Below are 25,103 nucleotides of genomic sequence, written 5' to 3' on the forward strand. Positions count from 1 at the left end.
AAGCCCGTTGCTCGCGATCCCGCTTCAAGTATCATGCCCGCGTGCGCAACTACCTCGTTCGATTGCCGGGAATAAACAAACTTCTGGTCGCGGGCGTGACCGACGCCCTGCTTTCGGGCGGTCTGCTGCTGGGGGCCTACTGGCTGAAGTACGGCGACATTGCCGAGGCGTGGAACTCCTGCAATCACCTGATGTTCTGGGCCGCCTTCCTGGGCCCCGTCTGCTACCACGTGACCGGCCTCTACCAGGAGATCACCCGCTACATCGGGCCGATCTTCGCGGTGCGCGTGGTCAAGGGGGTGGCGCTGCTCACCATCGCGCTGCTGCTGATCTCCTTCATCGAGGATCGCTTCGCCACGCTGCCGCGCACCGTGCCCTTCATCTACTTCAGCATCACCACGCTCGCCATCGGCGCCATGCGGCTCGCCGCGCGCTGGCTGCTGCTGGGCAAGAGCGGCTACGCGCCGGCCTATCCGGTGGCGATCTTCGGAGCGGGCGCCGCCGGCGTCGGATTGCACGCGGCGATCGTGCACGGGCGCGAGCAGTTGGTGGTCGCCTTCATGGACGACGATCCGAAACTGCACGGCCGCAAGATCCGCAATGTGCCCGTCTACGGCGGCGACGATCTCGCGGAAGTCTTCGAGAAGCACAACATCAAGGCGCTGCTGCTGGCGCTGCCCTCCGCGAGTCGCACGCGCCGCCGCAGGCTGGTCGAGACCGCGACCGCGCTGGGCATTCGCGTGCTCACCGTGCCGACCCTGGCGGAGCTTGACGATGGATCGGCCAAGGTGGGGCAGCTTCGCCCCGTCAAGGTGGACGATCTGCTCGGCCGCACGCCCGTGGCGGCCAACGAGGAGCTCATGCACCGCCACATCACCGGCAAGAGCGTGCTGGTGACCGGCGCCGGCGGCTCGATCGGTTCCGAGCTGTGCCGGAAAATCCTGGAGGCCAGTCCGACGCGCCTGGTCCTGCTCGACCACTCGGAGCACAACTTGTATGTGATTGAAAAGCAGATCCGCGCGTTGATCGCCAACCGGCGCTCGGAGACGATTCTTGAAACTTCGCTCGGCTCGGTGAACGATCGCGTGCTGCTGGACCGCCTGCTGGCGGCGCAGCGCATCGAGACCATCTACCACGCCGCCGCCTACAAGCACGTGCCCATGGTCGAGCGCCACGAGACCGCCGGCGTGGAGACCAATGTCTTCGGCACGCTCACCGCGGCGCGGGCCGCGCTGCACGCGGGCGTGAAGGCCTTCGTCTTCGTCTCCACCGACAAGGCGGTGCGCCCAACAAGCGTCATGGGCGCCAGCAAGCGCCTGGCGGAGATCCTTCTGCAGTCGATGCAGGAACAGTCCAAGGGCCGCACCAAGTTCGCGATGGTGCGCTTCGGCAACGTGCTGGGCTCCTCCGGCAGCGTCATTCCACTTTTTCAGGAGCAACTGGAGCGCGGCGGACCGGTCACCGTGACGCATCCCGAGATGGTGCGCTACTTCATGACGATTCCCGAGGCGGCGCAGCTGGTCATTCAGGCCGGCGCCATGGCCAACGGCGGCGAGGTCTTCGTGCTGGACATGGGCGAGCCGGTGAAGATCCTCGACCTGGCCAAGAACATGATCCGCCTCGCGGGACGCACGCTGCGCGATGAGTCCAATCCCAGCGGCGAGATCGAGATCCAGATCACCGGCACGCGCCCCGGCGAGAAGCTCTACGAGGAGTTGCTCATCAGCGACGACACCAGCCATACCGAGCATCCCTCGATCGGGCTGGCGCGTGAGCCCTTCGAGTCCTGGAGCTCGCTCGAGGCGCGACTGGACCGTCTGCAGACCGCGGTTGATCAGCGCGACGATGGCGTGGTACGCATCCTGCTGGGCGAGCTGGTGGGTGGCTACCAGACCAACCCGGTCAAGAATCGCTAGGCCGGGGCCAGTTCCGGCTGGCGCCGGAGCCAATATTCAAGCAGCAGCAGCGACCAGCGGCGATCGACCGTCTGACGCGGAGTGGCCGCAGGGGCGGCGAGCAGGCCGCGCAGTCCGATCCGATTGGTGAGCGTGAGAACGCGCGACTCGGGTTCAAAGAGAGCGGCCTCGCTCAGATCCATGAGCGCTTCCTCGAGGCGCGGCGGAATCGACGAGCGGTTGCGCGCGGCGATGCGCTGGATCATCGATTCGGGCAGGTAGCGCCGCAGCAGATGCACCAGCGCGCCGCCATTGCCGCCATGCGGCTGCGGCATCACGCCGTGAACGCCAAGCCGCGCGACGCGGTTGCACAGAAATGGCGTGGTCACCGCGAGCGAGTGGTGCATGCAGACCTGGTTGAGCAGGGGGATGGCGGTGGTGCGGAGCGATCTGCGGCCCTGCGCCACGTTGGAAGTTTCGGAGCGCGGGCGCGGTTCGTTCGAAATGGCTCCACGTGAAGCGCCGACACCGGCGGCCAGGAGATCCGCGGGAGTCCAGTAGGACGGGGGCGCGACGGACTCCGTGACGGGCTCCGCCTCATCGCGACTGCGAAGCAGCGCTCGCAGCGACGCGAACCAGGAAGCCTGCCCCTGGGTGTGCGTGCCATCCCACTCCTCGCCCGCGAACAGGTCGGTCGCGCCCGCGCCGCTGACGGCGCGCGGCGAACTCATGCGGATGAAGGGCGCGATCGTGTTCAGCGACACCACTTCCGAGGCTGCCAGGGGCTCGTCGAGCGACGCGGCGATGCGGCTGAGCATCTCGGAGAGATCCTCCAGCGGCTCGCAGGTGCGGTGGGTCGCGCCGATCTGGCGGGCGACATCATGGGCCAGCGCCGCCGACTCCGCGTCAGCCGCGCTGGACAATCCGTAGGTGTGCGTGGGAAGCGCCAGCTCCGCGCGGCACATGGCCGCGATCAGGAAGTCAGCCAGAGTTCCGGTCGGCATGACATGCGCGCCGCCGGAGCTCAAGTCCGAGCCATGCAGCGACTCAAGCAGCGCCCGCCGCAGCAGTTCCACCTGCTCGGCGAGGGCCAGATCCTGGAGGCGCGGATCGCCATTCGGGTTGTCGTTGCGGAAGGCCGAAGAGTTCAGCTCGCTGCAGGTGGGGGCCAGCAGGGTGGCGCTGCCGATCGAACCGGGATCGCTGGCCCGGATGGAGATCACGCTGGCGCTGGCGAAGAGCGGGGCGCAGTCGAGCTCCACAAAGCAGCCGGCGCCGACCTTGCTCGCCTCGCGATGGATGGTGTGCGTGCCGCGCACGCCGCCCGAGGAGAGGTAGTCGCCGATCGACTTGGCATCGAGCGCGGCGCCCAGTTCCGGCATGCTCCGCAAGGCGCGGAGTTCGCTGGCGAAGGCGAACCAGCCGCGGCCGCTGGCGAAATAAAGCGGCCGCGCGTCGAAGGCGTCGCGGGCCAGCAGCAGCTTCTTCAGGCGGTCGTTCCACAGGGCCAGCGCGAAGGGGCTCTCGATGCCGCGCAGGGCCGCGATCGGACTCTTGGTCGGATTGGAAAATGTCTTCACGAGTTCCCGCAGCGAATCGGGAAGATCGCCAGGCAGGATCGCATTGGTCCCCGAACTCTCCAGTTCGTCGCCGTCATAGACGATGTGAATGGATTGGTCGCTGTCGCTCGACGCCGGCTTGCGCGACGAGAGCAGATGGCAGTCGCTCAGTGCAATGCGTGCCTGTGGGTCGATCCAGTAGGTATCGCGCTCGAAACCGCGGTGGATCATCGCCTGCTGCATCTGCGACATCAGCGAGCGCAGCGCGTCGCCCTCCAGGCCGGCCCCGAAATCGATCAGGCCGCAGATGCCGCTCATGGTGTCGTCCCGGTCGCGGTCTCGCGCGGCGGAAAGAGCCGCGCCGAAAGCAGTCCCAGATATTCCTTGACGCAGGTCTCGGTCTGGTCCAGCGCCTGCGCCCGCGGCAGCAGCATGGCCAGAGAGAATTGTTCGTCGACGCCCGCGGTGAGGTAGTGGCAGGGCAGGCCCACCACCTCGAAGCCCAGCGCGCGGAACTGCATCGACGCCCGCGGCAGGTGCCAGACGCTGGTGGCCAGCAGAATTTTCTTCGCGTTGAGCGCCCGCAAGGTCGCGGCATGCTGCAGAGCCTCACCCTCGGTGTTGAGCACCGGCAGACCGACCATGATCGCGGATTCCGGCACGCCCAGGGCCATGGCTTCCTGCTTTTGGAAGGCGCCTTCGCACACTTTCGGTTCATCGTCCTTGCCGCCGCCGCCAAGGACCAGCCACGGCGCCTTGCCCATTTTGTAGGCCTCCACCGCGACGCGCAATCGCTCGGTCATCGCGGTGAGAATCAATGGATCGCCCGGCTTTTCTCGGTGCCAATGAAAGGAGCTGCCCAGCACCACGATCGCGTCGCACTTGGGCGCGGCGGCCACGGGCATCCCGGGCGTCATGCGCTCCAGGCTCGCCGCCAGCCATGTCGCGATCAGCGGCGTGCACGAGAGATAAAGCAGCATCGCGCCGATTGCGCTCATGGAAAATCCGGCGCGCCAGGCTCGCGTGTCGCTGCGCGCGCGGTTTCTGCAGATCAGCACCAGTCCCGCGGCGATCAGCACCAGGCACACCGTCGAGGGCATGAACAATGGAAGCCACCATCGTGGTGTGGTCAGAAACATGAGGCGGTGAACAGGGTATCTCCCATTCCCGGCGGGTGAAATCTGCCAGTATGCTCACGACATGGCACCCTTCATGGGCGAGTTTGTCGGCACCGCGCTCCTGGTTTTGATCGGAGACGCCGTGGTCGCCAACAACGTCCTGGCGCGGACCAAGGGCAACGGCTCGGGCTGGCTCGCGGTGACGACGGGATGGGCACTGGCCTATTTCGTGGCCATGTACTGCGTGGCGCCGCTCAGCGGGGCGCACCTCAATCCCGCGGTCACGATCGGACTTTGGATGGCCGGGCTTTTCGAGGGGGAACTGGTCATGCACTACATCGGGGCGCAGTTGCTCGGCGCCTTCGCAGGTGCCCTGGTGATGTGGCTGGCCTATCTGCCGCACTGGAGCAAGACCGAAGATTCCGCGGTGAAACTCGGAGCGTTCTGCACGGCGCCGGCCATTCGGGCGCCGCTGTCGAACCTGCTCAACGAAGCGATCGCCACCGCGGTGCTAGTGCTGGGCATCCTGATGCTGAAGGAGTTCCAGATGAACATGGACGATGGCAGCACGGTCAACATCCTGCTGGGGCCGGTTGCCGTGATGCCGGTCGCGCTGCTGGTCTTCGCCATCGGGCTCTGTCTGGGCGGACCGACCGGGGCCGCGATCAATCCGGCGCGGGACTTTTCGCCGCGGCTCGCCCACGCGCTGCTGCCGATTCCCGGAAAGGGACCGAGCGACTGGGGCTATGCACTGATCCCCGTCATCGGACCGATTGTCGGCGGACTCGCAGCGGCGTGGATCTTCAAGTCCATCGTCGTGATGGCGTCCTAGTCAGGGCGGCAAAAGTCGACGCCACAGAATGTCACAGGGTGGGTGCCGCCAACAAAAGAAACCGCGCAGTGAATGGATTCAGCGAAAGTTGTGTCGTGTGCAACCCGGCGCGGCTGGCGTGACTCAACGCCTCGCTTCGTGAAAAACCCTTCGCCACGCTCAACCGCGCGTCGTGTCTCACGAACTCGGTGGAGAATTCAGTGAGTGCATGCACGATCGCCGCGCTCATCGGCGAGCGCCACAGGTCGTTCCACGCCACCAATCCACGGCTCGCCCGGCCCATCGTTGCAAGGGCCGCCGGTACCTGCTCATCCGACAAGTGGTGCAGCATCATCGCCGCATGCACCAGATCCCATTTCTGCTTCCGCCAGTGTCGGGCCACATCATCCAGGCCGCACGGCACCAGGTCAATGAAGCATGCATCCATCCCACATCGATCGAGGCATTCGCGTGCAGCCGCGATCGACCCGCCGTGCGGATCGATCGCCGTCACCCGCAGCGAAATCGAATGTCTCCGTGCCCAGGCGACGATGGCGATCGGCAGATCCGCGCAGCCCGTGCCGACGTCGAGAATCTCAAGAGGCTCGGTCGAAGGACCGCGGGCTCGCAGCGCGGCGCGGACCGCGCGCTTGAACGCCCCGACGCCGCCCGCAAAGCGGTTCACGCGCCGGATGAACCTGAAGCTGGCGTCCATGTCCGCCTGCGACGCGCCGGGATGATCCATGCCTTCAAGCTCGGTGGGACGCTGGGTCAAGGTCGATCTCCGGTCTATCATCGCCGATATGAAATCATCGTGCATGCGGCCGCTTGGTTGGATTCGCACGCTCGCCGCGATGGGCGCGACGCTGAGTTGTGCGGTGGCGATGGCCGCGGCGCAGACGGCCCCGGCGACGACTCCGCCCGCGCAGCCTGCAGCGCCGGCGCCCGCCCAGACGAAGCCCGCAGCTCCCGCCTCTACGCCGCCCGCGAACGCCGAAGATCAACCCAAGCCATGGCCGATTGCGCTGGGTCTTCGCGTGGCGGGAGTGCAGACCAAGGTGCCCACCATCGACCGCGTGGTGCTGGTGAAGGACGAAGCTTCCTTCCTCGACGAGATCGCGCATTGGCGCCTTGAAGGCCGCTGGCCCGTGCTCATCGAGGACGACATCTTCGCGCCGCAGTTCATCCGCGCCTTCAAGCCTGCCCAGGTGGTGCGGCGCACTGAAAAAGCCCCCAACGTCGACGACCCTGCCGCGCTCAAGGCAGCGATCCAGAATGCGGTCTCCAGCGCCTGGGACGCGACCGCACCCAACACACCGCCTGCGAAAGCCATCATCGCGCAGACCTACACGCCGCCCGGCATCGTGATCATTGATCCCAAGGATCCGGCGTGGGTCGCGGGCGTGGCGCTGGCCGCGGGCCGCGGTCTCATCCCTGCGTTTCTGGAAGGCAATTTCGGCGCCGTCAACGACACGCTCTCCGCCGACCAGTTCCTCAATCTCTCGATGGCGGTGGATCAGGCCTTCATCGCGACCGGGCTGCCCTACAAGAAGCTTGGCGACGCGCTGGAGACGCTGACGCTGTGCCGGACTTTCGCGCAGAGCACCGTGATCGATGTGCCCGCGCTCTACCGTCCCGCGGCGCGCGGCGTTCCCGCGGTCAACCCCTCCGATCCGGTCGCCACCACCGATGCGCTCTGCCGCAACCCCGACTTCACGCGCTACGCCTTCTGCGGCGCGATCTTCGGCACCTCCAAATACTGCGCGTACGCCGCGATGTGCAGCCTCTTCCTGGAGCGCCAGTCAGTCGGCGCCTTCGACAGCTATCAGGCGGGCGACTATTCAAGCTACGACTTCACCGAGCTGGCCCAGGGTCTGCCCGACGCCGGCTTCAAGGTCAAGATCCATTCCGGTCCGCAGGGCCACATGGCGGATTGGCGGCTGCTGCTGGCGCAGGGCTTTGACTTCAGCGTGCTCTTCTTCAACACCAGCGGCTACCTGGACTTCTTCGACCTGGGCAATCCCGGCAAGACGCCGATGCCGGAGCGCGGCTCACCCGGCGACGTGCCGATCCTCTCCGCGCCGCTGGCGCTGCACTTGATTCACTCCTGGTCGCTCTGGGCGCCGGCCAATCGCGAGACCATCGGCGGGCGCTGGCTGGACTCCGGCGCCTACTGCTATGTGGGCAGCGTGCATGAGCCGTATCTCTTCGCCTTCAACACGCCCGCGGAGGTGATGCAGCGCTGCATGAACTTTGTGCCCTTCATCGTGGCGAGCCGGCAGTGGGAGGGTCCCTTCGGATTGCCGTGGCGCGTGGCGACCATCGGCGATCCGCTGATGCTGATCACTCCGCCGAAGTTGCTGCCGCCTGTGGCGCGCAAGGCGCCGACACCTCCGGTGCCCGGCCAGGAAGATGTCACCGCCAATTGCAGGAAGCTGCTGGCCGACAGCAAGGACGACAAGGATGGTGCGCCGAGTCTCGCGGCGCTGCGCGAGCTCATTCATCGCGGCGAGGACAAGATTGCGGCGCAATACTGGCTCTCCTGCAGCGGCAAGTCCTTCGCGCCGCGACTGGCGGCACTGGCCCTAGAGCCGCTCTTTCGGCAGCGGCAGGCCGATCAATTCCTCGCGGCCTACCGCATGGTGCCTGAGCCCACCGCGAGGGCTCGCGACATGCTCTGGCAACTCTGGGGCGACCAGCTCAATCGCGTCAAGGATGTGGACACGCTGATGCTCTTTGAGAAGTCGGTGCGCTCACCCTGGGCGATCAACGATTGGCGGCGGCTGATGCAGCCCTATGCGCGGGCGACTAGCGCGGATCGCGCCCGCTCGGCGCTGCAGAAGACGATCCTGAAGGAGAAGGATCCGGCGCAGAAGCGCCTGCTGGTGGATCTTTCGAATCAGTCTTAGTCGGCGTGGGAACGGTCGCGGTCACGGCGGAGGGCGCCGCTTCCATCTGGAGCTTCTTGACGAAGCGCTCGCGCAGCACAGCCGGGTCGATCTCGAAATTGGCCAGCGCCGCGTTGGCGGTCAGTCGGTCCAACGCGTCCAGGGCCACGGCCAGCACGGTCACCGTGCCCGCGAAAGTTGGATGCAGCCGATCCTTCTGCAGCATCGGACCCAGCTTCTCAATCGTCCACTCGCGGCCCGCCGCCTTGATCGGCTTCTTGGCCGCGAGGTCGGTGGTCAGTTGCGAAAGCGGCAGCAGGCAGACGTTGGGCTTGTCCTGGGCCCACTCGGCAACGCGCTTGTTCAGTGCGGCCAGGCACTCGACCGAAGGGACCATCGGCGCCGAGATCATGCCGCCGCCGATGGCGCTGTGCATGTCGGGAAAGTCGCCCAGCACAATCGGAATGTTCGAGGCGCACAAGGGCTGCAGGCATTGCAGCGCGTTCTCAAGAAGGGCCATGCGCTCCTCGTCCTTGGTCAGCCGCTCGCCCTTGACGTTGGAGACGCCGTAGCCGTTCCAGAAGATCCAGTCCACGGCCAGCACGCAGGTGGGATTGGCGCTAAGCGCGCGTGCGGCGCTGCTGCGGGCGGTGGCGGCGGGATTCATGAAGTAAAGGCTGGTGGCGTAGTTCGCCAGCAGCACGGAGGGATCCTTGCAAGCGATCTTCACCAGTGCGGCCAGGTCGACGCCCTCGGAGACCTTCTTGCCGTCATCGAGCGTGGTCGCCACGCGCACGCCGAAGCCGCTGCTCATGCTGGCGCCGATCACCGCGATGCGCGCGAGTGGCTTGCTTTCGCCGCCGGCGACCGTCGTCTGCGGCTTGGCAGCGCCGTCAGTGGCCGCGGTTTGCCCGAGGCACAGCGCAAGAGAAATCGCGACAAGAAGTGTGGCTCGTAGAAATTTCATTCCAGGTTCCTCGCGGCTGCGCGTTGCGGCAAGTTCCATCAAACGGGATCAACTCAATACGGTCGAAAGTCCAAGGGCCTTCGCCATGGTGGATCCTATGTCCGCCGGACTCTCGGCGACATGAATGCCGCACTTGTTCAGCGCGTCCATCTTGGCCTGCGCCGTGTCGTTGGCTCCGCCGATAATGGCCCCGGCATGGCCCATGCGCTTGCCCTTGGGCGCCGTGCGACCGGCGATGAAGGCCGCGACCGGCTTCTTCATGTGCAGTCGGATCCACTCGCCCGCCTCGGTCTCATCCTGGCCGCCGATCTCGCCGATCAGGATCACGCCTTCGGTTTCCTGGTCAGCGTTGAACATCGAAAGCGCCTCGATGAAGTTCAGGCCCTTCACGGGATCGCCGCCGATGCCGACGCACGTGCTCTGGCCGATGCCCAGTTGCGAGCATTGCCAGACCGCCTCGTAGGTGAGCGTGCCCGAGCGGCTGATGATGCCGACGGCCTTGCGCTGCTTGGAGTCCGTGCGATGCAGATGGATGTAGCCGGGCATGATGCCGATCTTGCAGCCGCCTTCGTAGCCGCCGCTGTCGGGAAGCTTGCGGCCCGGAGTGATCACGCCCGGACAATTCGGCCCGATCAGCGTGATGTGCGGATAGGTCTCGTCCAGGGTGGCGCGGGTGCGCACCATGTCCTGAACCGGAATGCCCTCGGTGATGCAGCAGATCAGCGCGATGCCGGCATCGGCGGCCTCCAGCACCGCGTCGGCGGCGTAGGGCGGCGGCACAAAAATCATCGTGGCGTTGGCGCCGGTCTCGCGCACCGCGTGCTCGACGGTGTTGAAGATCGGAATGCCGTTGGCGTCCTTGGTGCCGCCCTTGCCGGGCGTGGTGCCGCCGACCATCTTGGTGCCGTATTCAAGGCAGCCCTTGGTGTGGGTCGCGCCGGCAGAGCCGGTGATGCCCTGGCAAATCACCCGAGTGGAGGCGTCGATCAAAATGCTCATTGGAAGGGCAAAGATAGCGTGCTTCAGCCGATACCATCGGGGCATGACGACTGCGGTGAATGGGGCGAATCCATCGACAAACCAGCCTTCGGGCGGGCTCACCTACGCCAAGGCCGGCGTCGACATGGAGGCGGGCGACAAGGTGGTCGACCTGATCAAGCCCGCGCTGCGGCGGACGCATTCTTCGCGCGTGCTGGGCAACTATGGAAGCTTCGCCGCGATGTTCCGCCTGGACTTCAAGGAGAAGATGTTCAAGCGCAACTACAAGGATCCGGTGCTGGTGGCGTGCACGGATGGCGTTGGAACAAAGGTTGTGCTCGCGGTGGAGATGGGCAAGCTGGACACGGTCGGGATCGACTGCGTCGCCATGAACGTGAACGACCTGATCGTGCAGGGGGCCGAGCCGCTTTTCTTTCTGGACTATTTGGGGCTCAGCCGCATTCGCCCCGAGGAGACCGCGACAATCATCCGCGGCGTCGCCGAGGGATGCGAGATCGCGGGCTGCTCGCTGATCGGCGGCGAGTGCGCCGAGATGCCGGACATCTACAAGCAGGGGGATTTCGACATCGCCGGCTTCGCGGTGGGCGTGGTGGACATGGATCGCGCCATCGAGCCGAAGCGAGTGAAGAAGGGCGATGTGATCATCGGGCTCGCTTCAAGCGGCGTGCACTCCAACGGCTACGCGCTGGTGCGGCGGATCGTGAAGGAAGCGAAGCTGGATCTCAACGCGGTCTTTCCCGAGCTCGGGCCCAAGACCCTCGGCGAGATCCTGATCGAGCCCACGCGGATCTACGCCAAGCCGATCGTGAAGCTGATGCGCAGCTACAAGCAGAAGCGCGTGGTGACGGGCATGGCCCACATCACCGGCGCGGGCATCGAGGGCAACCTGCCGCGGGCCTATCCGGAGAAGTTCAACGCGGTGGTGGACAAGGCGAGCTGGAAGGTGCCGCCGATCTTCCGCTTCCTGCAGGAGCGCGGCGGCGTGGACGAGGCGGAGATGTGGCGCGTCTTCAACATGGGCGTCGGCTACTGCGTGATCGTGCGGCCGGATTTCGCCAAGGGCGTGATGAAGAAGCTCAAGCGCAGCGGCGAAAAGCCCTGGGTGATGGGCGCGATCGAGAAGGGCACGGGGCAGGTGAGGTTTGCGGAGTGATCACTCCCCGCCCTTCCACCCGCGATTCTTTTTCTTCTGACCCTCGCGCTGTTTTGATTCCAGTCGCCGCTCCTTGCTTCCGCGCGAGGGCTTGGTCTTGCGGCGAACGTGCGGCGGAATCTCCGCCTGCTTCACGATGGCGCGAAGATGCTCGATGCACTCATCGCGGTTGGCCGCCTGGCTGCGATGCTGATGCGACGAAAAACTTGCCAGGCCATCCGACGACCGATGCTGCATGAGCGCGTCGAGCCGCGCTCGCGCAGCCGGATGCAGGTCGCAGATCAAATTGGGATCCACTCGCAGCAGCGCCTTGGTCGCGGTTTTGTTCACATGCTGGCCACCAGGCCCCGGACTCGTGGAAAACGACCAGACCAGCGAACTGGGATGCACCCAGGCGCGGCGGCCAAGCGGAATCGCGTTGGGCGATCGGGCGGGATCTTCGTCTTCCTGCGGCTCCATGCCATGACGATACCCTTTCACCATGAACTTCAGATTTCAAACCGTGCTTTCCGCGGCGGCCCTGTCCGGAGTCGCCTGCGCAAGCGCGATGGCGCAATCCGCGAGCTCGACCCAGCTCGCCCTCGCCTCTCTCGACTCCATCACCTATCAAAGCGGTGGCGCGACCCCGACGACTCCCGCGGCGACCGCTTCCACCGCATCAGCGACCGATCCGCGACCCGGTGCGCCGAAGACCACGCTCTTTGAAATCTGCGGCGCACCGCTCGAGTTGCAGCTCGACGTCGGCGTCTGGCTGCCGCGCCTTCGCGGCAACGTGACCTACGGCGGCGCGGGCTCGGTCAATCTCGACCTGAGCAACGCCCTGGCCCTGAACTCGATGGAGACCAGCTTCATCGGCAACCTCTCCGCGACTTGGAAGAACTGGACGATTCGGGCGACCGGCACCAGCTTCAGCACCTCCGGCGCCATGGCCGCGCCGACCTCAGGCTTCTTCGGCAGCACGCTCTTCCTCACCGGGGAAATGCTGGTCAACAGCTTTTCCTACTGGACCTGGGGCATCGAGACCGAGAGCTGGCTCTGGCGGCCCTTCTCGAAGCAGGCCTTCCCCTGGCTCGAACCCGTCGACAACGAGTCACTGCCGGTGGACATGCGCTTCTTCGCGGTCGTGGGCGGCCGCGGCTTCGGCATCAGTCAGAGTCTGACCGACACGCCGACCAACACCACCAGCACCTTCAACGGAACCTTCGGCACCATCTACGGCGGCGGCGGTCTTGAAATTCGCTTCGACACGCATGAGGCCATCTGCTTCATTCGTCGCGTCGACGTCTACGGTGGCATCGAGGCGGGCCCGGTCTGGCCGGGAAGCGGCGGACTCTTCATGCAGATCGACGCCGGCGCCACCGCGTGGTTCACCGACAATGTCGGCCTCTACTTCGACTATGTGAATCTGCGGCAGAACGTGAACACCAACAGCTACAACCTGCAGTCCTACATCGGCGGATTCAGCTTCGGGCTCTCCGTCAAGTTCTGACATGCCGGCCCTGGAAGCGATGCCCAAGCCGACCAAACATCCGACGCACAAAAAGCGCGGCGGCAAGTTCCAGCGCGCCAAGCTGCGGCAGATCATCTTCACCAAGGCCATCGACCGCATCTTGAAAGGGCGCCTGATGCGCCGCCATCACGCGCAGCCGATCGCCTTCCGTGAGATCGAGATCGCCGTGCCCAACTGGCCGCGCGCCTTCGACGGCCTGCGCATCGGTCACCTGAGCGACCTGCACTGGGGCGAGCTCATGCCGCTCAAGCGTGCCATCGAACTTGTCGCGCAATTGGACGACGCGAAGGTCGACCTGTTGGCGTGCACCGGCGACGTGGTGGACTTGGAATGGAGGGGATGCGAGCCACTGCTTGCGGCGATGGGCAAGGTCCGAGCTCCATTGGGGCACTTCCTGGTGCTGGGCAACCACGACCATCTCGACGACGCGACTTCGTTCGCGGCCGCGGCGACTCATCACCGCCTTGACGTGCTGCATCAGAAGGTGGTGACGCGGCGCCGCGCCAAGCATGACCTGCGCATCGCCGGCATCGACTGGCACAAGTCGCCCAAGGCGCTGCAAAAGTCGGTCGAGTCGATCGCACACAAACATCCGCATCTGCTGCTCACGCACAATCCCAAGGCATTCGCCTCCGCGTCCACGGAGGGCATTCCACTGGTGCTCGCCGGGCACACGCATGGCGGGCAGGTGGCGCTGCGCCGCAATCCGCAGAAGAATCTGGCCCTGGCGCACCGGCACTCGAGCGGGTTGTACGAGAAGGGGTTCAGCCGGCTCTTCGTGAATGTGGGAGCGGGAGCATGGTTTCCCTACCGCCGCAATGTGCCCGCCGAGATCGTGGTGTTGGTGGTGCGCCGCGAGAGCAAGATCAATTTTGTTGTTTAAGTTTGCGATTCACTTCGCCAAGTGAGCGATGGCCTTCCACGCACACAGCACATGCTCGCGCGTGGTCATGCTGCCGCCGATCGCCATGCGCATCGCGAACTTGCCGTTGATCTTGGCGTGACTCAGGTAGGCCTTGCCCGTGGCGTTGAGTTGCTCGAGAAGCCGCTCATTCTCCTCGTCGCCGCCCTTGAGACGGAAGCAAACCAGACTCAGACTGCGCTTGCCCACCAATTCAAATCGCGCGTCGGCTTTCACGAGCCCCTCGAACTCCTCCGCCCACTTGACATGCTGTCGGATGTGCTCGCGGATCGCCGCCGCGCCGAAATGCCGCAGCGTCATCCACACCTTCAGCGCCCGGAAACGCCGGCCCAGCGGAATCTGCCAGTCGCGATAGTCGATCACCGATCCGCTCTCGGTCGCCTTGTTACGCAGGTATTCCGGCAGCACGCTCAGCGCCTGGATCAGCGGGCGGCGGTCGCGCAGGAAAAGACAGTTGCAGTCGAAGTTGATCATCATCCACTTGTGCGGGTTGAAGCACCAGGAGTCGGCCCCCTCGGCGCCAGCCACGATCGCGGGGCGCAGCTCGGGGCAAGTCGCGGCGGCGCCGGCCCACGCCGAATCCACATGCAGCCACATCTTGTGCGCGCGGGCCATCTTGGCGATGGCCGGCACATCGTCAATTGCGCCGCACGCGGTGGATCCCACGGTGGCGCAGACAAAGAAGGGCTGGCAGCCCGCCGCGATGTCGCGCTGAAGTGCCGCCTCGAGCTCCGCGATGTTCATGCAACCATTGGTGTCGACGGCGACGCGCCGCAGCGCGGTGTCGCCCAGGCCGGCAATCCGAAATGCTTTCTCCACGCTGGAGTGCGCGTCGCCGCTGGTGTAGGCCGTGAGTTGCTTCGCGTAGGTCCGCAAGCCATCGTTGTTGGTGGTGCCGCCCGTAGCCTGCTCCCGCGCCGCGATCAGTGCGCAGAGCACTGAACTGCTGGCCGTGTCCTGAATCACGCCGCCGCCGAAGCCGCCATGCGACTCACTGCGATATTGGGCGGGCAATCCGAGCAAGTCGACCAGCCAGTCAAGCACAAGGGTTTCAAGTTCCGTGCACGCGGGCGATGTCGCCCACAACATGCCCTGCACGCCGAGACCAGCGCTGAGCAAGTCGCCAAGAATTGCCGGCGCGCTGGCGCTGGCGGGGAAGTAGGCAAAGAACGACGGATGCTGCCAGTGCGTCAGCGCCGGCGTGATCACGCGGTCGACATCCGCAAGCACAGCTTTCATCGGCTCACCCTGCTCCGGCGCGGAGGCGGGCAACTGCGATCGCACCCAGCCCGGAGCCACCTGCGAGCGCACCGGAAACTTCTCGACCGTGCTCCAGTAGTTGGCGATCCAATCGATGAAGGCGTGGCCCGCCTGCCGAAACGACTCGGGGTCGAATGCGGGGGCCGGATCCGTCATGCGTAGTGCTTGCCGAAGCGATTGGCGATGAACTTCTCGAAGGGCACATCCTCGTTGCGGACGAATCCCTTGGCGGGAATCGCGCCGTCCTTGAGCAGATCGAGCACGGCGGTGATGCCCGCGGCGGTCGTGATCTGGATCGCGGTCCAGGGCTGCCCGTCGATCTCCTTGTGCAGCACGATCTTGGCGTAGGTCTTCTCCAGCAGGCGGCCATCCTTCTCGCCGACGCAGCTCACGAAGATGGCGACCTGGTCCTGGTCGGTGGCGGGCAGCGCGCGTTCAAAGATCTTCTTCAGATCCTCGCGGTGATTGCGGAAGCCCAGATCCTCCAGCAGCAGCTTGAGAATGTCGCGGTGGCCGGGGAAGCGCATCGTCTTGTAGTTTAGATTGCGCACCTTGCCCTTGAGCGTCTCGCCCAGGCTGCCTAGGCCGCCCGAGGTGTTGAACGCCTCAAGGTCAATGCCGTCGATCTTCATCTGCTCGAGCTGCTCCAGCGGCGGCACGGTCACGAACTGCCCCTCCAGAATCGCCTCGCAGGGCTGGCAATACTCATTGATCAGGCCGTCCGTGCTCCAGGTCAGGTTGTACTTCATCGCGTTGTTGGGGAAGCGCGGCAGCGCGCCGACGCGAAGTCGCAGGTCCTGGATCTTGTCGAAGCCCTTGGCCAGGTGCCACGCGGCGATGGTGATGAATCCCGGCGCCAGGCCGCACTGCGGGATGAACGCGGTGCTTGCATCCTTCGCGAGCGCGATCACCTGCTTGGTCACGGCGACATCCTCGGTGAGATCGAGATAGTGCACACCGTGGGCCTTTGCCTTCTGCGCGATCAGCAGGTTGCACTGGAACGGCGCGCAGCTGAGCACCGCCCACTGGCCGGCGAAACTCGAGTCGAGCGCCTTGGCATCGTCGAACTTCGCCTTGATGCATTTCGCGCCGGACACATGCTTGGTCACCCACGCTAGGTTCGCCTCGCTGGAGTCCATGCAGGTCACCTCGTAGTCGCCGCACTTCTGCAGCAGATGAACGCACATGCGACCAATTTTCCCGGCGCCAAGAATGATGACCTTTTTCATGATGTCCTGAATGTAAAAGAATGTCCGGGTTTAGGCGAGTCGCTTCAATTCGCGCGAATTGCTCCGCATTCGGAAGGGGGTTTCAATTCGCGGGAAGTTTTTTCAGCTCCGCGCCAAGCGCGCCCATCAGTTTCTCGACCATCGACGATGAGAAATCGAACTTGATCCCCGCGGCCTCGAAGAGCTGCGGCAGGGGCTTGCTGCCTCCGAGCGTCAGGCCCTTCTTGTAATTGGCGATTGCCTTCTTCTCATCGAGCAGGCTGGCCAGCCACACCTGCAGCGCGCCGAGCTGGGCGATGCCGTACTCGACGTAGTAGAAGGGAATGCCGAACAGGTGCAGCTGCCGCTGCCAGAGCGTGGCGCGGAATTTCTCCAGGCCGGTCCAGTCCACGATGCCGCCGAAGCGAGCATCCAGTTCCAGCCACTTCGCTTCGCGCGCCTTCGCGTCGTGCTTCGGATTGAGATAGACCCAGTGCTGGAAGGCGTCGATCTGCGCGATCCAGGGAAGAATGGTGATCACCCGGTTTTCAAGCTGGTCGCGCTTGGCCCGCGCCGCGTCGGCCTCGTTGAAGAATTCCTTCAGGTAGGGAAGCGTCAGAAGTTCCTGGCTCATGCTGGCTACCTCCGCAAACTCCATCGGACTTCCGCGATAGAGCAGAATCGGATCGTCCTTGGAGAGCAGGCTGTGGAAGGCGTGACCCGCTTCGTGCACCATGGTGACCAGGTCATTGAAGAGTCCGGCGGCGTTCATGAAGATGAAGGGCTTGCGCGAAGCCTGCCGCTGATATTGGTAGCCGCCCGGCGCCTTGCCCTTGCGACTGTCCAGATCCAGGCAGCCGCCACCGAGCATGGTGTCGAACATCTGCGAAAGGCCCGCGTCCATGTTCTTGTAGGTGCGCGACGTCTTGGCGATCAGATCGTCGGCGTTGGTGAAGGGCCGAAGCGGCGCCCGACCCTGGATGTCCACCTTGAGGTCCCACGGGCGCAGCGATTGCAGTCCCAGCGCCTTGGCGCGGTTTCGCTGGATTTCACGGGCCAGCGGCACGCAATGCTTCTCGATGGCGTCCTGGAAGCGGCCGCAATCCTCGGGCGTGTAGTCGAAGCGGTGCATGCGCTGATGCTGGAAGTCGCGGAAATTCTTGAAGCCCGCATTGAGGCCCATTTGGTTGCGCAGCGCGATCAGCTTGTCGTAGATCTCGTCGATCTTCGCCGAGTCCTGCAGGCGCCGCTCGGCGACCGCGCGCCAGCTCGCCTCGCGCTTGGCGCGGTCGGTCTCCTCCAGGTAGCGGGCCATCTGCGGCAGCGTCCGGTCTTCGCCGTCAAAGTTCACCATCATGGCGCCGGAGATCTCGCTGTAATTCTGGTCGAGCTTGGTGGCCTCGGTCTGCAGCGCGACGTTCTCCTCGCGGAACAACTTCACTTCCTGGTTGACGGAGCGCAGCAGCACGCCGTAGCGATCCTTGTCGAGCATCTTGGCGTGCGGACTGTTGGCGATCTTCTTGTCCAGCTCGAAGCCGACGCGCTTCAGGTTGGGGTCGACCTGCTCGACGAAATCCAGGAAGGCCTTCTTGGCCGCGGCGTTGTCGGTGTGGCAGGTCATGCCGATGTAGAGATTCGCCTCGGCCTCGCTTGCAGCGGCGTCCAGTTCACTGCGGTCCAGGATCAGCCTCTCCAGGCAGTTCTCGCAGCGCAAGGTGCGTGTGATCAGCTGCTGATAGAGCGGCTCGAGCTGGTTCCAGTCGGCGGCGTTGAGGCCGGCAGGAACGAAGGATTGCGTGGCGGCGGTGGGCGAACAATCGACGGCGGGTTGCGACATGGGCTGCTCCTTGGGGTGGATTTGTAATGTAGCCGAAGCCCGCGATTCTCCGCTACTTTGAAGGTGTGAACCCGCGTCCCGCCATCTCGGTTTCGGCGCCCGCCAAGCTCAATCTGGCGCTCTCGGTCGGGTCGCCCGACGCGAAGAAGATGCATCCGATCGCGAGCTGGATGGTGACGGTTTCCCTCTGCGACGAGCTTTTCATCGAGGCACTGGAGCCCGATTCGCTTTCGCTCTACGCGATCCTCTGGCACAAGGAAGCGCGGCGCACTTCGGAGATCGACTGGTCCATCACCAAGGACCTCGCGGTGCGGGCGCATCTGGCCGTCGAGTCGCACGTGGGGAAAAAACTTCCCATCAAGATGCGGCTGGAGAAAAGAATCCCGGTGGGCGGCGGCCTGGGCGGCGGCTCGAGCAACGCGGCGGCGATGCTGCGGGCGCTCAACGAACTCTTTGAATTGAAACTGCCGAAAAATGTGCTGCACGAGATCGCGACTTCGCTGGGCTCCGATGTGCCGTTCCTGATCGAGGGCGGAAGCGCGGTGGTCACGGGACTCGGTGAAAAACTGGAGGCCGCGCCATTGCCCGAGAGTTTGCACGCGGTGCTGGTGCTGCCCGCGGTCGCCTGCCCGACCGGCGCGGTCTATCAAACCCTGGATCGGTTGCGTCCGCAGGGAGCCGCAGAAGTGGAAAGGGTGAAGAAACTTTCACGCCTGGAAAACATTCCGCACGACGCGCCCTTCAACGACCTGGCCTTGGCCGCCTGCGAAGTGGCGCCGAAATTGCGCGGCGAAATGGAGGAGCTGTCGGAGCTGACCTCGCGCGTCGCACATGTCTCCGGCAGCGGAAGCACGCTCTTCGTGCTCACGGCCAGCGCTCTCGAGGCGGAGCTGCTGGCGGACGCGGTCTCCAAGCACATGGGCATGCCCGCGATCCCGGTGCAGGGGATGGCCACGCCCGCGCCGCTTCGACCGGGTTCGACGCAGTCACGGGCCTAGAATGACCGGATGCTTTGGCAGCCCGAAATTCCCGCTCACTATCGCTCTCTTTCCGAGGAGGAATTGGCCGCGGGCATTTCGGCGCAGCGCAAGAAACTCGGCAACAAGCTGCTGATTCTGGGGCACCACTACCAGCAAGACGATGTGATCCAGCACGCCGACCTGATCGGCGACTCGCTGCAGCTCAGCCGCATGGCCAATCGCGAAGCCAAGTTGCGCGGATCGGAGTTCATCCTCTTTTGCGGCGTTCATTTCATGGCCGAGACCGCGGACATCCTGACCGAGCCGTCGGTGAAAGTCATTCTTCCCGACCTCTCGGCGGGCTGCTCGATGGCCGACATGGCCGCTTACGACGACGCCCTCACTGCGTGGGAGGAAATCGAAAAAGCCCACGCCGGCAAGGGTGCCAAGAAAACGCGCGTGATTCCCATCACCTACGTCAATTCCAGCGCCGCGGTGAAGGCCTTCGTCGGCGAGCACGACGGTGCCTGCTGCACCTCGAGCAACGCCAAGCATGTGCTGGCCTGGGCTTTCGCGGGCGGCGACCGCAAACTTGCAAAGGGCGAGCGCGTGCAGGTGATCTTCATGCCCGACCAGCACCTGGGCCGCAACACGTCGCGCTCGCTGGGCTTGAAGAGCGAGATCGACGCCGAGCGCGATGGCGGCGCGAGCGACATGGCGGTGTGGAATCCGAAGCAGCCGATGGGCGGCCTGAGCGCGGAGACCATCCGCTCCAGCAAAGTTCTTTTGTGGGCGGGTCACTGCAGCGTGCACAAGCTGTTCCGCCCCGAGCATGTCGAAGAGGCGCGCGCTGCGGACGCCAAGGTGAAAGTCCTGGTGCATCCCGAGTGCTGCCAGGAAGTGGTCGAGCAGGCGGACCTGGTCGGCAGCACCGAGTTCATCATCCGTCAGATCGAGCAGGCCCCCAAGGGCTCGCACTGGGTCGTGGGCACCGAGGTGCATCTGGTGAATCGCCTCGCGCAGGCCGCCGCCGAGCGCGGCGTGGAGGTGCGCATGCTCAGCGACTGTCAATGCCTCTGCACCACCATGTACCGCATCAATCAATCGCACATGCTCTGGTGCCTGGACCAACTGGTGCAGGGCAAAATCGTCAATCAGATCGAGGTGCACCCGAAGGCGGCGGCCCTGGCCCGCAAGGCGCTGGAGAAAATGCTCGAGCTGGCGCCCGCAACCGGGCCCGCGCCCGTCACCATCGATTGAGGTATTTTGTCCGATCGCCCCATGACCACGCCCACCACATCAAATCCTCCCAAGAAGCGCCGCAAACTGATTCTCTGGACCGCCGCGTCGCTCGTGGTCGTCGTGGTCCTTCTGGTGGCGCTGCTGCCCACCATCGCGTCGATGCCGATGTTCCGCGGATTCATCACCGACGCGGTGGCGTCGAAAGTCAACGGCAAGGTTTCGATCGGCGACATGTCCTTCAGCTGGTCCGGCCCGCAGCGCATCGACAACTTCAGCATCGTCGGCGACGACGGCAAGAGCACCGTGCTGGTCTCCCTCTCGCTGCAGAATGGCTTCCTGGAACTGCTCTCCACCACCATCAAGCAGATCGACATGACGGTGTCGGGCAAGGTCGCCGGCGAGCTCGGCGCTGACGGCAAGCTCAGCCTGCTCTCACTCGCCAAGAGCGCCGCGCCGACGGCGCCCGCAGCTCCGCCTCACCTGCCCGCGGCCGCAGCGCCTGGCGCGATCGCGGCCAACTGGCCGGGCAAAATCCAGGTGGTGATCAACGGCTTTGATGTGGACATCGCCAACGCAAATGGTCCGCGCTTCGCGATCGAAGGCCTCAAGGGCAAGGTCGCCCTTTCCAACAATGGTCCGATCGAGATCCAGCTCGCGGCCAACACCAAGATCGGCGACAAGCCCGGCTCCATTTCCGCCAACGGCACCTTCAAGGATGTCATGACCGCTGCGGGCGCGTTCGATCCCATCGGCATCACCGGCTCGCTCAATGCGGAAGTGAACGGCGTGCTGGTGCCCGTCACCGGCGCATCGCTTGAGATCGCCCAGGCCAAGTTCGTCATCGCCGCCGACGCCGGGAAACCCATCGATCTCTCGGCGGACATCAACACGTCCGTCAACGGCCAGGCCGCGCCAATCCGCGCCAAGATGCAGGCCTACCGGCCCGGACCCGGCGAGCCGATCGCCTCCTGGGCCAAGGATCCGCGCACCTGGGCGGGCACGATCTCCGTGCAGGATCTGCCCACCGCGCTGCTGGAGAAATATGTCCAGGGCACGCCGATCAACATCGCCCGCGACCTCGGTCCCACGCTCACGCTCGCCGTCGCCACCAACAGCAGCACCGGCTTCGATCTTTCGCTGAAGTCGGCGCAGGTCAAGCTGCAATGCACCGCCGCCATCGACATGAACACCGGTGCGGTGCAGGGCAAGACCACCACGCTCGACGCCTCGCTCGCGCCCGAGCTGCTCAGTAAGTACAACGTGGTCACCCCCAAGGCGCTGCCGATCGCGATTGCGCTGCAGAGCTTCACCATTCCGCCGCCGCTGGCCAGCGGACAATTCAACCTTGCCCAAATCACGGCGCAGGGAACCATGAGCACCGGCGCAGCGCAATTCACCAGCGCCGGCAACGCGCCGGTCGCGATGGGCGCCCTCTTCGTCACGCTCGCCGCAGCGCCGCTGGCGGACAAGGTGGACTTTGTGCTGCAGACCACCATCAACGGCGCGCCGATCAACACGCGGGCCAGCCTCACCGGCTTGATGAAAGAGAATGCCTTCACGCCCAAGCAGATGATGGTGGACAGCTCCACGCAGCTCGGGCCATTCGATCCCTCGCTGCTGCCGGGCATGCCCTCGAACATCGTGGAAATCCTGCGCCAGGTGCAACCGGGCAACTCCACCATTCACTCGACGCTGGCGGGCTCCTACGAGAAGGGCTCGATGGACCTCAAGGTGCAGATGGTTCCCGGCACGGTCAATGCAAAGGCGAACTGGGACGCGACCACTGCGACAATCTCGATCGAGAACACCGCCTGGACCGTGTCGCCCGGGCTGGCGGAGTGGGCAAGCCAGGGCAAGGTCGTCCTTTCGGCGCCGGCCAAATGCACGATCGCCGCAGGTCCCATCAAGGTGGATCGCGCCGCGCTGGAAAAGGGCCAGGCCGGATTCCTTCCCAGTCCAATTTCGATTTTCGTGGACAAGCTCGCCATCGCCAAGGCGCCGGGACTCACCGGCACCGCCACCGTGCAGAATGCCGTGGTGCGCGGCGACTTCGACGCCGACGGCCCGCAGACTTTCAAAGGCACGCTGACGGCGACGGCTCTGCTGGCCAACGGACTTCCCGGCGGTATCACCAACGCGACGCTCTCCGAGCTGAGCATTCAGGCCACGGTGGAGAAGGATCCCAACGCGCCGGGCTCCACGGTCGCGGTCACCGCATCGTCGCTCGGTTTGACCAATGTCCAGGGTCTCAGCGAGCCGCTGCTTGGAAAGAATCTGCACGCCAATTTCACCGGCCCGCTCTCGATGAATGGTGCGGCGACCGCCACCCTGAGCATGGATGTGCTGGAAGCCACCGGCCCCGCGGCCAAGATCGCCGGCGAGTTCAAGACGCAACCCGGCTCCGACTGGACCGCCTCCGTGACGGCCAACGAAGTTTCCACGCAGCGCATCGCGCACTTGCTGGGCATGGGCGATGTTCCGGAGTGGACCGCGGGTGGCGCGCCCAATGCCGGCAAGTTGAAAGCGAATGTCACCAATCAATCAAGCGCGATGACCTTCGCGGTCAACGCCGATCTCGGCCGCATCGTCGCCGACCTCAACGGCACCCGAGCCGCCGATGGATCCATCACGCTCACAAAAAGTTCCGCCCTGGCCAGCGTGCCTGGCTCGGCGGTGAAGAACTATCTGGAGCGCGACCAGAAGAAGACGCCCATCCGCAATCTGAGCGACCTCAAGGTGGCGCTGGACATTGCCTCGGTGAAAATTCCCTCGGTCAACGGCGCGCTGGATCCGCTGGCGGCGGGCGCGGCGATTGCCACAAAGGTTCGCATCGAGCCCTTCAATTTGACCTTTGCTCCGGAGAGCCTGGTTCCGCCGTCGGAACCAAAGCCGGGAGCCAAGCCCGCGGCGCCGGCTGCTGCGCCAGCCGCCTCGCAGCCTGAAAAACTCGCCACGCTCGCCTTCGGTGCGACCGACGTCTCACTGCAGACCAGCGGCGCCGAGAGCGCGCAGGTCACCGTGAATGGATCGCTCGCCACCGAAGGCCAGCCGACCAAGCCCATGGCCGTGCAGTTGAAGGCGCAGAATCTGGCCGGCGCCGACGGCAAGCTCAACACAAAGGGCATGAAGCTGGTGGCGGATGTGAACGTCAGTGAGTTCCCCTCGGCCATCGTGGACGCCATCACCAAGGGCGACGGCTTCATTCCCAATCTGGCGGGGCCGGTCTTCAGCGTCACGCTCTCGGGCCGCACCGGCTTCGATAAATCAGACAGCTTCAAGGGGCACGTCGAAAGTCCAACTCTCACGCTGGACATTCCCGCGGTGCGCATCGTCGACGGTCAGATGTCAGTCGTGCCGGCCGAGGCCATCACGCTGCAGATTCGCCCGGATGACAACATCCGCCAGAAGATCCTGCGGCCGATCAACCCGATCCTTGCGGAAATTGAATTGAAGAACAAGGCGATCAACACCACGGTCTCCGAGGTGCGGGCGCCGCTGCCCTTCGACATGAAACAGACCGACGCGCGATTCGTCGTGCAGGTGGGCGAGGTCGAGCTGGAGAAAAAGGGGCAGATCGTCAGCCTGCTCAATTTGGCCACGGTGAAGGATGGCAAGTCCACGATTCCCGGCTTGGTTTCGCCACTCAACGGCGAAGTCAACAAGGGCATCCTCACGTACAAAGATTTCACGATCAAGGCGGGCAAGCAGGGGGAGACCTGGCAGCAGACGATCATCTCCGACGCCAACATCAACCTCACCACGCAGCCGGCCTACGCCAACGCGATCAACGTGCGCTATCCGCTGGAGGGCGTCACCAACGCGGTGGCCGCCAACGCGGGGCTGAACTCGGTCATGGGCGAGATCAACAAGGCGCTGGGCAGCACCACCGCCGAGATGCGCCAAGCCATTCAGTTGAAGGTGGTCTTCTCGGGGCCGCTGCAGGGCGATCAGTTGAAGATGACAGTGGAGCCGGCGCTGGACTTGAAGAGCGGCGACGATCTTTTGAAGGGCGTGGGCGGCATGGTCGAGGGAATCCTGAACGGCAAGTCCGGCACCACGGCTCCCGGCACGACGCCGGCGCCGGGTGCCAAGGACCCGACGATCGGCGACGTCCTGGATCTCTTCAAGAAGAAGCCGAAATAGCCGCAGCGCAGTTCTCAGCAAGATTGTGGTGATTCACAGCGCGGTCACATCGGCTTTTCGCCGACGGTCTGGTCGTACACCTGCAGCAGCTTCGACTTGTCGAAGATCAGCTCCTGGCGCGACAGTCCGGTGATCTCGTAGTGCGGCGTGAGCTCGATCGCGTCCACCGGGCACGCCTCTTCGCACATGCCGCAGTAGATGCAGCGCAGCTCATCGATGTCGAACTGCTTGGGGTACTTCTCGCGGTCCTCCCACGGGCTCGCCTCGGCGACGATGTGGATGCAATTCGCGGGGCACGCTGTGGCGCACATGAAGCAGGCCACGCAGCGCACGCGGCCGTCTTCGTCCTTGTTCAAGCGGTGCACGCCGCGGAAGTTCTCGCGGAACTGTCCGCCCTCCTCCACGGGCCGGTCGTCGCGCTTCTGCTCCGGATACTGCAGCACCCAGATGTTCTTCTTGTTGGAGCCGTTGCGGCCGAAGTTCTCGAAGGCATGCCGCATGGTCGTGCCCAGCCCCTTGAAGACGGAAAGCACGAAAAGATTCTCCGAGCGATTGAGCTTGCTCAGGGAGACATCAACAATTTCGTCGTCGGGAATGGCCATGCGGGGAACTCGGCGTTTGGCTTGGAAGTG

Annotated in this window: 19 protein-coding genes; 9 read left to right on the top strand and 10 right to left on the bottom strand. The window is 64.7% G+C overall.

Annotation, left to right across the window (positions count from 1 at the left end):
- Window positions 1-41: 41 nt before the first annotated feature.
- Window positions 42-1,916, top strand: coding sequence for a polysaccharide biosynthesis protein (locus K8R92_08350; GenBank protein ID MCE9619906.1), 1,875 nt, complete (start codon window positions 42-44; stop codon window positions 1,914-1,916).
- Here the strand turns inward: K8R92_08350 and K8R92_08355 are convergent.
- Both K8R92_08355 and K8R92_08360 read right to left on the bottom strand, forming a co-directional pair.
- Window positions 1,913-3,772, bottom strand: coding sequence for a hypothetical protein (locus K8R92_08355; protein MCE9619907.1), 1,860 nt, complete (start codon window positions 3,770-3,772; stop codon window positions 1,913-1,915). The genes K8R92_08350 and K8R92_08355 overlap by 4 nt on opposite strands.
- On the bottom strand, window positions 3,769-4,593 hold the full coding sequence (locus K8R92_08360; protein MCE9619908.1) for a YdcF family protein: 825 nt from the start codon (window positions 4,591-4,593) through the stop codon (window positions 3,769-3,771). The genes K8R92_08355 and K8R92_08360 overlap by 4 nt, the downstream gene beginning before the upstream one ends.
- Before the next feature lie 61 nt (window positions 4,594-4,654).
- Between K8R92_08360 and K8R92_08365 the strand changes: the two genes are divergently transcribed.
- Window positions 4,655-5,404 (top strand): aquaporin family protein, encoded by a 750-nt coding sequence (locus K8R92_08365; GenBank protein MCE9619909.1) that lies wholly within the window; start codon window positions 4,655-4,657, stop codon window positions 5,402-5,404.
- A gap of 31 nt (window positions 5,405-5,435) precedes the next feature.
- On the opposite strand, the gene K8R92_08370 is transcribed toward K8R92_08365, so the two are convergent.
- Window positions 5,436-6,158, bottom strand: coding sequence for a methyltransferase domain-containing protein (locus K8R92_08370; GenBank protein ID MCE9619910.1), 723 nt, complete (start codon window positions 6,156-6,158; stop codon window positions 5,436-5,438).
- A 28-nt stretch (window positions 6,159-6,186) separates the two neighbouring features.
- Between K8R92_08370 and K8R92_08375 the strand changes: the two genes are divergently transcribed.
- Window positions 6,187-8,292 carry a hypothetical protein gene (locus K8R92_08375; GenBank protein MCE9619911.1) on the top strand — a complete coding sequence of 702 codons (2,106 nt, stop codon included), beginning with the start codon at window positions 6,187-6,189 and terminating at the stop codon, window positions 8,290-8,292.
- On the opposite strand, the gene K8R92_08380 is transcribed toward K8R92_08375, so the two are convergent.
- On the bottom strand, window positions 8,192-9,238 hold the full coding sequence (locus K8R92_08380; protein ID MCE9619912.1) for a hypothetical protein: 1,047 nt from the start codon (window positions 9,236-9,238) through the stop codon (window positions 8,192-8,194). The two genes, K8R92_08375 and K8R92_08380, sit on opposite strands and share 101 nt — an antisense overlap.
- Before the next feature lie 48 nt (window positions 9,239-9,286).
- Window positions 9,287-10,237, bottom strand: coding sequence for a succinate--CoA ligase subunit alpha (gene sucD / locus K8R92_08385; protein ID MCE9619913.1), 951 nt, complete (start codon window positions 10,235-10,237; stop codon window positions 9,287-9,289).
- Between the two features lie 43 nt (window positions 10,238-10,280).
- On the opposite strand from sucD, the gene purM reads away from it, so the two are divergent.
- A complete protein-coding gene (purM, locus tag K8R92_08390; protein ID MCE9619914.1) occupies window positions 10,281-11,390 on the top strand; it encodes a phosphoribosylformylglycinamidine cyclo-ligase in 1,110 nt (369 codons plus the stop codon).
- Here purM and arfB read toward each other — a convergent pair whose 3' ends face one another.
- Window positions 11,391-11,849: an aminoacyl-tRNA hydrolase gene (gene arfB, locus K8R92_08395; protein MCE9619915.1), complete on the bottom strand. Its 459-nt coding sequence runs from the start codon at window positions 11,847-11,849 to the stop codon at window positions 11,391-11,393. It lies immediately after the preceding gene.
- Between the two features lie 22 nt (window positions 11,850-11,871).
- On the opposite strand from arfB, the gene K8R92_08400 reads away from it, so the two are divergent.
- Window positions 11,872-12,879 carry a hypothetical protein gene (locus K8R92_08400; GenBank protein MCE9619916.1) on the top strand — a complete coding sequence of 336 codons (1,008 nt, stop codon included), beginning with the start codon at window positions 11,872-11,874 and terminating at the stop codon, window positions 12,877-12,879.
- A 1-nt stretch (window position 12,880) separates the two neighbouring features.
- The gene (locus tag K8R92_08405) at window positions 12,881-13,783 is read left to right on the top strand and encodes a metallophosphoesterase family protein (GenBank protein ID MCE9619917.1); all 903 of its coding nucleotides are present in this window, start codon (window positions 12,881-12,883) and stop codon (window positions 13,781-13,783) included.
- Between the two features lie 9 nt (window positions 13,784-13,792).
- Here the strand turns inward: K8R92_08405 and K8R92_08410 are convergent, their stop codons facing one another.
- From K8R92_08410 to K8R92_08420, 3 genes are all read right to left on the bottom strand, one after another.
- Window positions 13,793-15,238 (bottom strand): aminotransferase class V-fold PLP-dependent enzyme, encoded by a 1,446-nt coding sequence (locus K8R92_08410; protein ID MCE9619918.1) that lies wholly within the window; start codon window positions 15,236-15,238, stop codon window positions 13,793-13,795.
- Window positions 15,235-16,311 carry a saccharopine dehydrogenase NADP-binding domain-containing protein gene (locus K8R92_08415; GenBank protein MCE9619919.1) on the bottom strand — a complete coding sequence of 359 codons (1,077 nt, stop codon included), beginning with the start codon at window positions 16,309-16,311 and terminating at the stop codon, window positions 15,235-15,237. The genes K8R92_08410 and K8R92_08415 overlap by 4 nt, the downstream gene beginning before the upstream one ends.
- An 82-nt stretch (window positions 16,312-16,393) precedes the next feature.
- Window positions 16,394-18,127 (bottom strand): M3 family oligoendopeptidase, encoded by a 1,734-nt coding sequence (locus K8R92_08420; GenBank protein ID MCE9619920.1) that lies wholly within the window; start codon window positions 18,125-18,127, stop codon window positions 16,394-16,396.
- 65 nt (window positions 18,128-18,192) lie between these two features.
- Between K8R92_08420 and ispE the strand changes: the two genes are divergently transcribed.
- Genes ispE through K8R92_08435 form a run of 3 tightly spaced genes read left to right on the top strand, consistent with a single transcriptional unit; the run spans window position 18,193 to window position 24,471 of the window.
- Window positions 18,193-19,125 (top strand): 4-(cytidine 5'-diphospho)-2-C-methyl-D-erythritol kinase, encoded by a 933-nt coding sequence (gene ispE, locus K8R92_08425; protein MCE9619921.1) that lies wholly within the window; start codon window positions 18,193-18,195, stop codon window positions 19,123-19,125.
- A 9-nt stretch (window positions 19,126-19,134) separates the two neighbouring features.
- Entirely contained in the window at window positions 19,135-20,346 is a 1,212-nt protein-coding gene (nadA, locus tag K8R92_08430) for a quinolinate synthase NadA (protein ID MCE9619922.1), read from the top strand.
- 21 nt (window positions 20,347-20,367) lie between these two features.
- Window positions 20,368-24,471: a hypothetical protein gene (locus tag K8R92_08435; protein MCE9619923.1), complete on the top strand. Its 4,104-nt coding sequence runs from the start codon at window positions 20,368-20,370 to the stop codon at window positions 24,469-24,471.
- Between the two features lie 44 nt (window positions 24,472-24,515).
- Here the strand turns inward: K8R92_08435 and K8R92_08440 are convergent, their stop codons facing one another.
- A complete protein-coding gene (locus K8R92_08440; protein MCE9619924.1) occupies window positions 24,516-25,073 on the bottom strand; it encodes an NADH-quinone oxidoreductase subunit I in 558 nt (185 codons plus the stop codon).
- Window positions 25,074-25,103: the final 30 nt, after the last annotated feature.

The organism is Planctomycetota bacterium, from assembly GCA_021414025.1.
Lineage (GTDB): Bacteria > Planctomycetota > Phycisphaerae > Phycisphaerales > SM1A02 > SYAC01.

Excerpts from the sequence above, each read along its gene's own strand:
- K8R92_08355 (MCE9619907.1), bottom strand. The coding sequence starts at position 3,772 with ATGAGCGGCATCTGCGGCCTGATCGATTTCGGGGCCGGCCTGGAGGGC.
- K8R92_08360 (MCE9619908.1), bottom strand. The coding sequence starts at position 4,593 with ATGTTTCTGACCACACCACGATGGTGGCTTCCATTGTTCATGCCCTCG.
- K8R92_08365 (MCE9619909.1), top strand. The coding sequence starts at position 4,655 with ATGGCACCCTTCATGGGCGAGTTTGTCGGCACCGCGCTCCTGGTTTTG.
- K8R92_08375 (MCE9619911.1), top strand. The coding sequence starts at position 6,187 with ATGAAATCATCGTGCATGCGGCCGCTTGGTTGGATTCGCACGCTCGCC.
- K8R92_08380 (MCE9619912.1), bottom strand. The coding sequence starts at position 9,238 with ATGAAATTTCTACGAGCCACACTTCTTGTCGCGATTTCTCTTGCGCTG.
- sucD (MCE9619913.1), bottom strand. The coding sequence starts at position 10,237 with ATGAGCATTTTGATCGACGCCTCCACTCGGGTGATTTGCCAGGGCATC.
- purM (MCE9619914.1), top strand. The coding sequence starts at position 10,281 with ATGACGACTGCGGTGAATGGGGCGAATCCATCGACAAACCAGCCTTCG.
- arfB (MCE9619915.1), bottom strand. The coding sequence starts at position 11,849 with ATGGAGCCGCAGGAAGACGAAGATCCCGCCCGATCGCCCAACGCGATT.
- K8R92_08400 (MCE9619916.1), top strand. The coding sequence starts at position 11,872 with ATGAACTTCAGATTTCAAACCGTGCTTTCCGCGGCGGCCCTGTCCGGA.
- K8R92_08405 (MCE9619917.1), top strand. The coding sequence starts at position 12,881 with ATGCCGGCCCTGGAAGCGATGCCCAAGCCGACCAAACATCCGACGCAC.
- K8R92_08410 (MCE9619918.1), bottom strand. The coding sequence starts at position 15,238 with ATGACGGATCCGGCCCCCGCATTCGACCCCGAGTCGTTTCGGCAGGCG.
- K8R92_08415 (MCE9619919.1), bottom strand. The coding sequence starts at position 16,311 with ATGAAAAAGGTCATCATTCTTGGCGCCGGGAAAATTGGTCGCATGTGC.
- K8R92_08420 (MCE9619920.1), bottom strand. The coding sequence starts at position 18,127 with ATGTCGCAACCCGCCGTCGATTGTTCGCCCACCGCCGCCACGCAATCC.
- nadA (MCE9619922.1), top strand. The coding sequence starts at position 19,135 with ATGCTTTGGCAGCCCGAAATTCCCGCTCACTATCGCTCTCTTTCCGAG.
- K8R92_08435 (MCE9619923.1), top strand. The coding sequence starts at position 20,368 with ATGACCACGCCCACCACATCAAATCCTCCCAAGAAGCGCCGCAAACTG.
- K8R92_08440 (MCE9619924.1), bottom strand. The coding sequence starts at position 25,073 with ATGGCCATTCCCGACGACGAAATTGTTGATGTCTCCCTGAGCAAGCTC.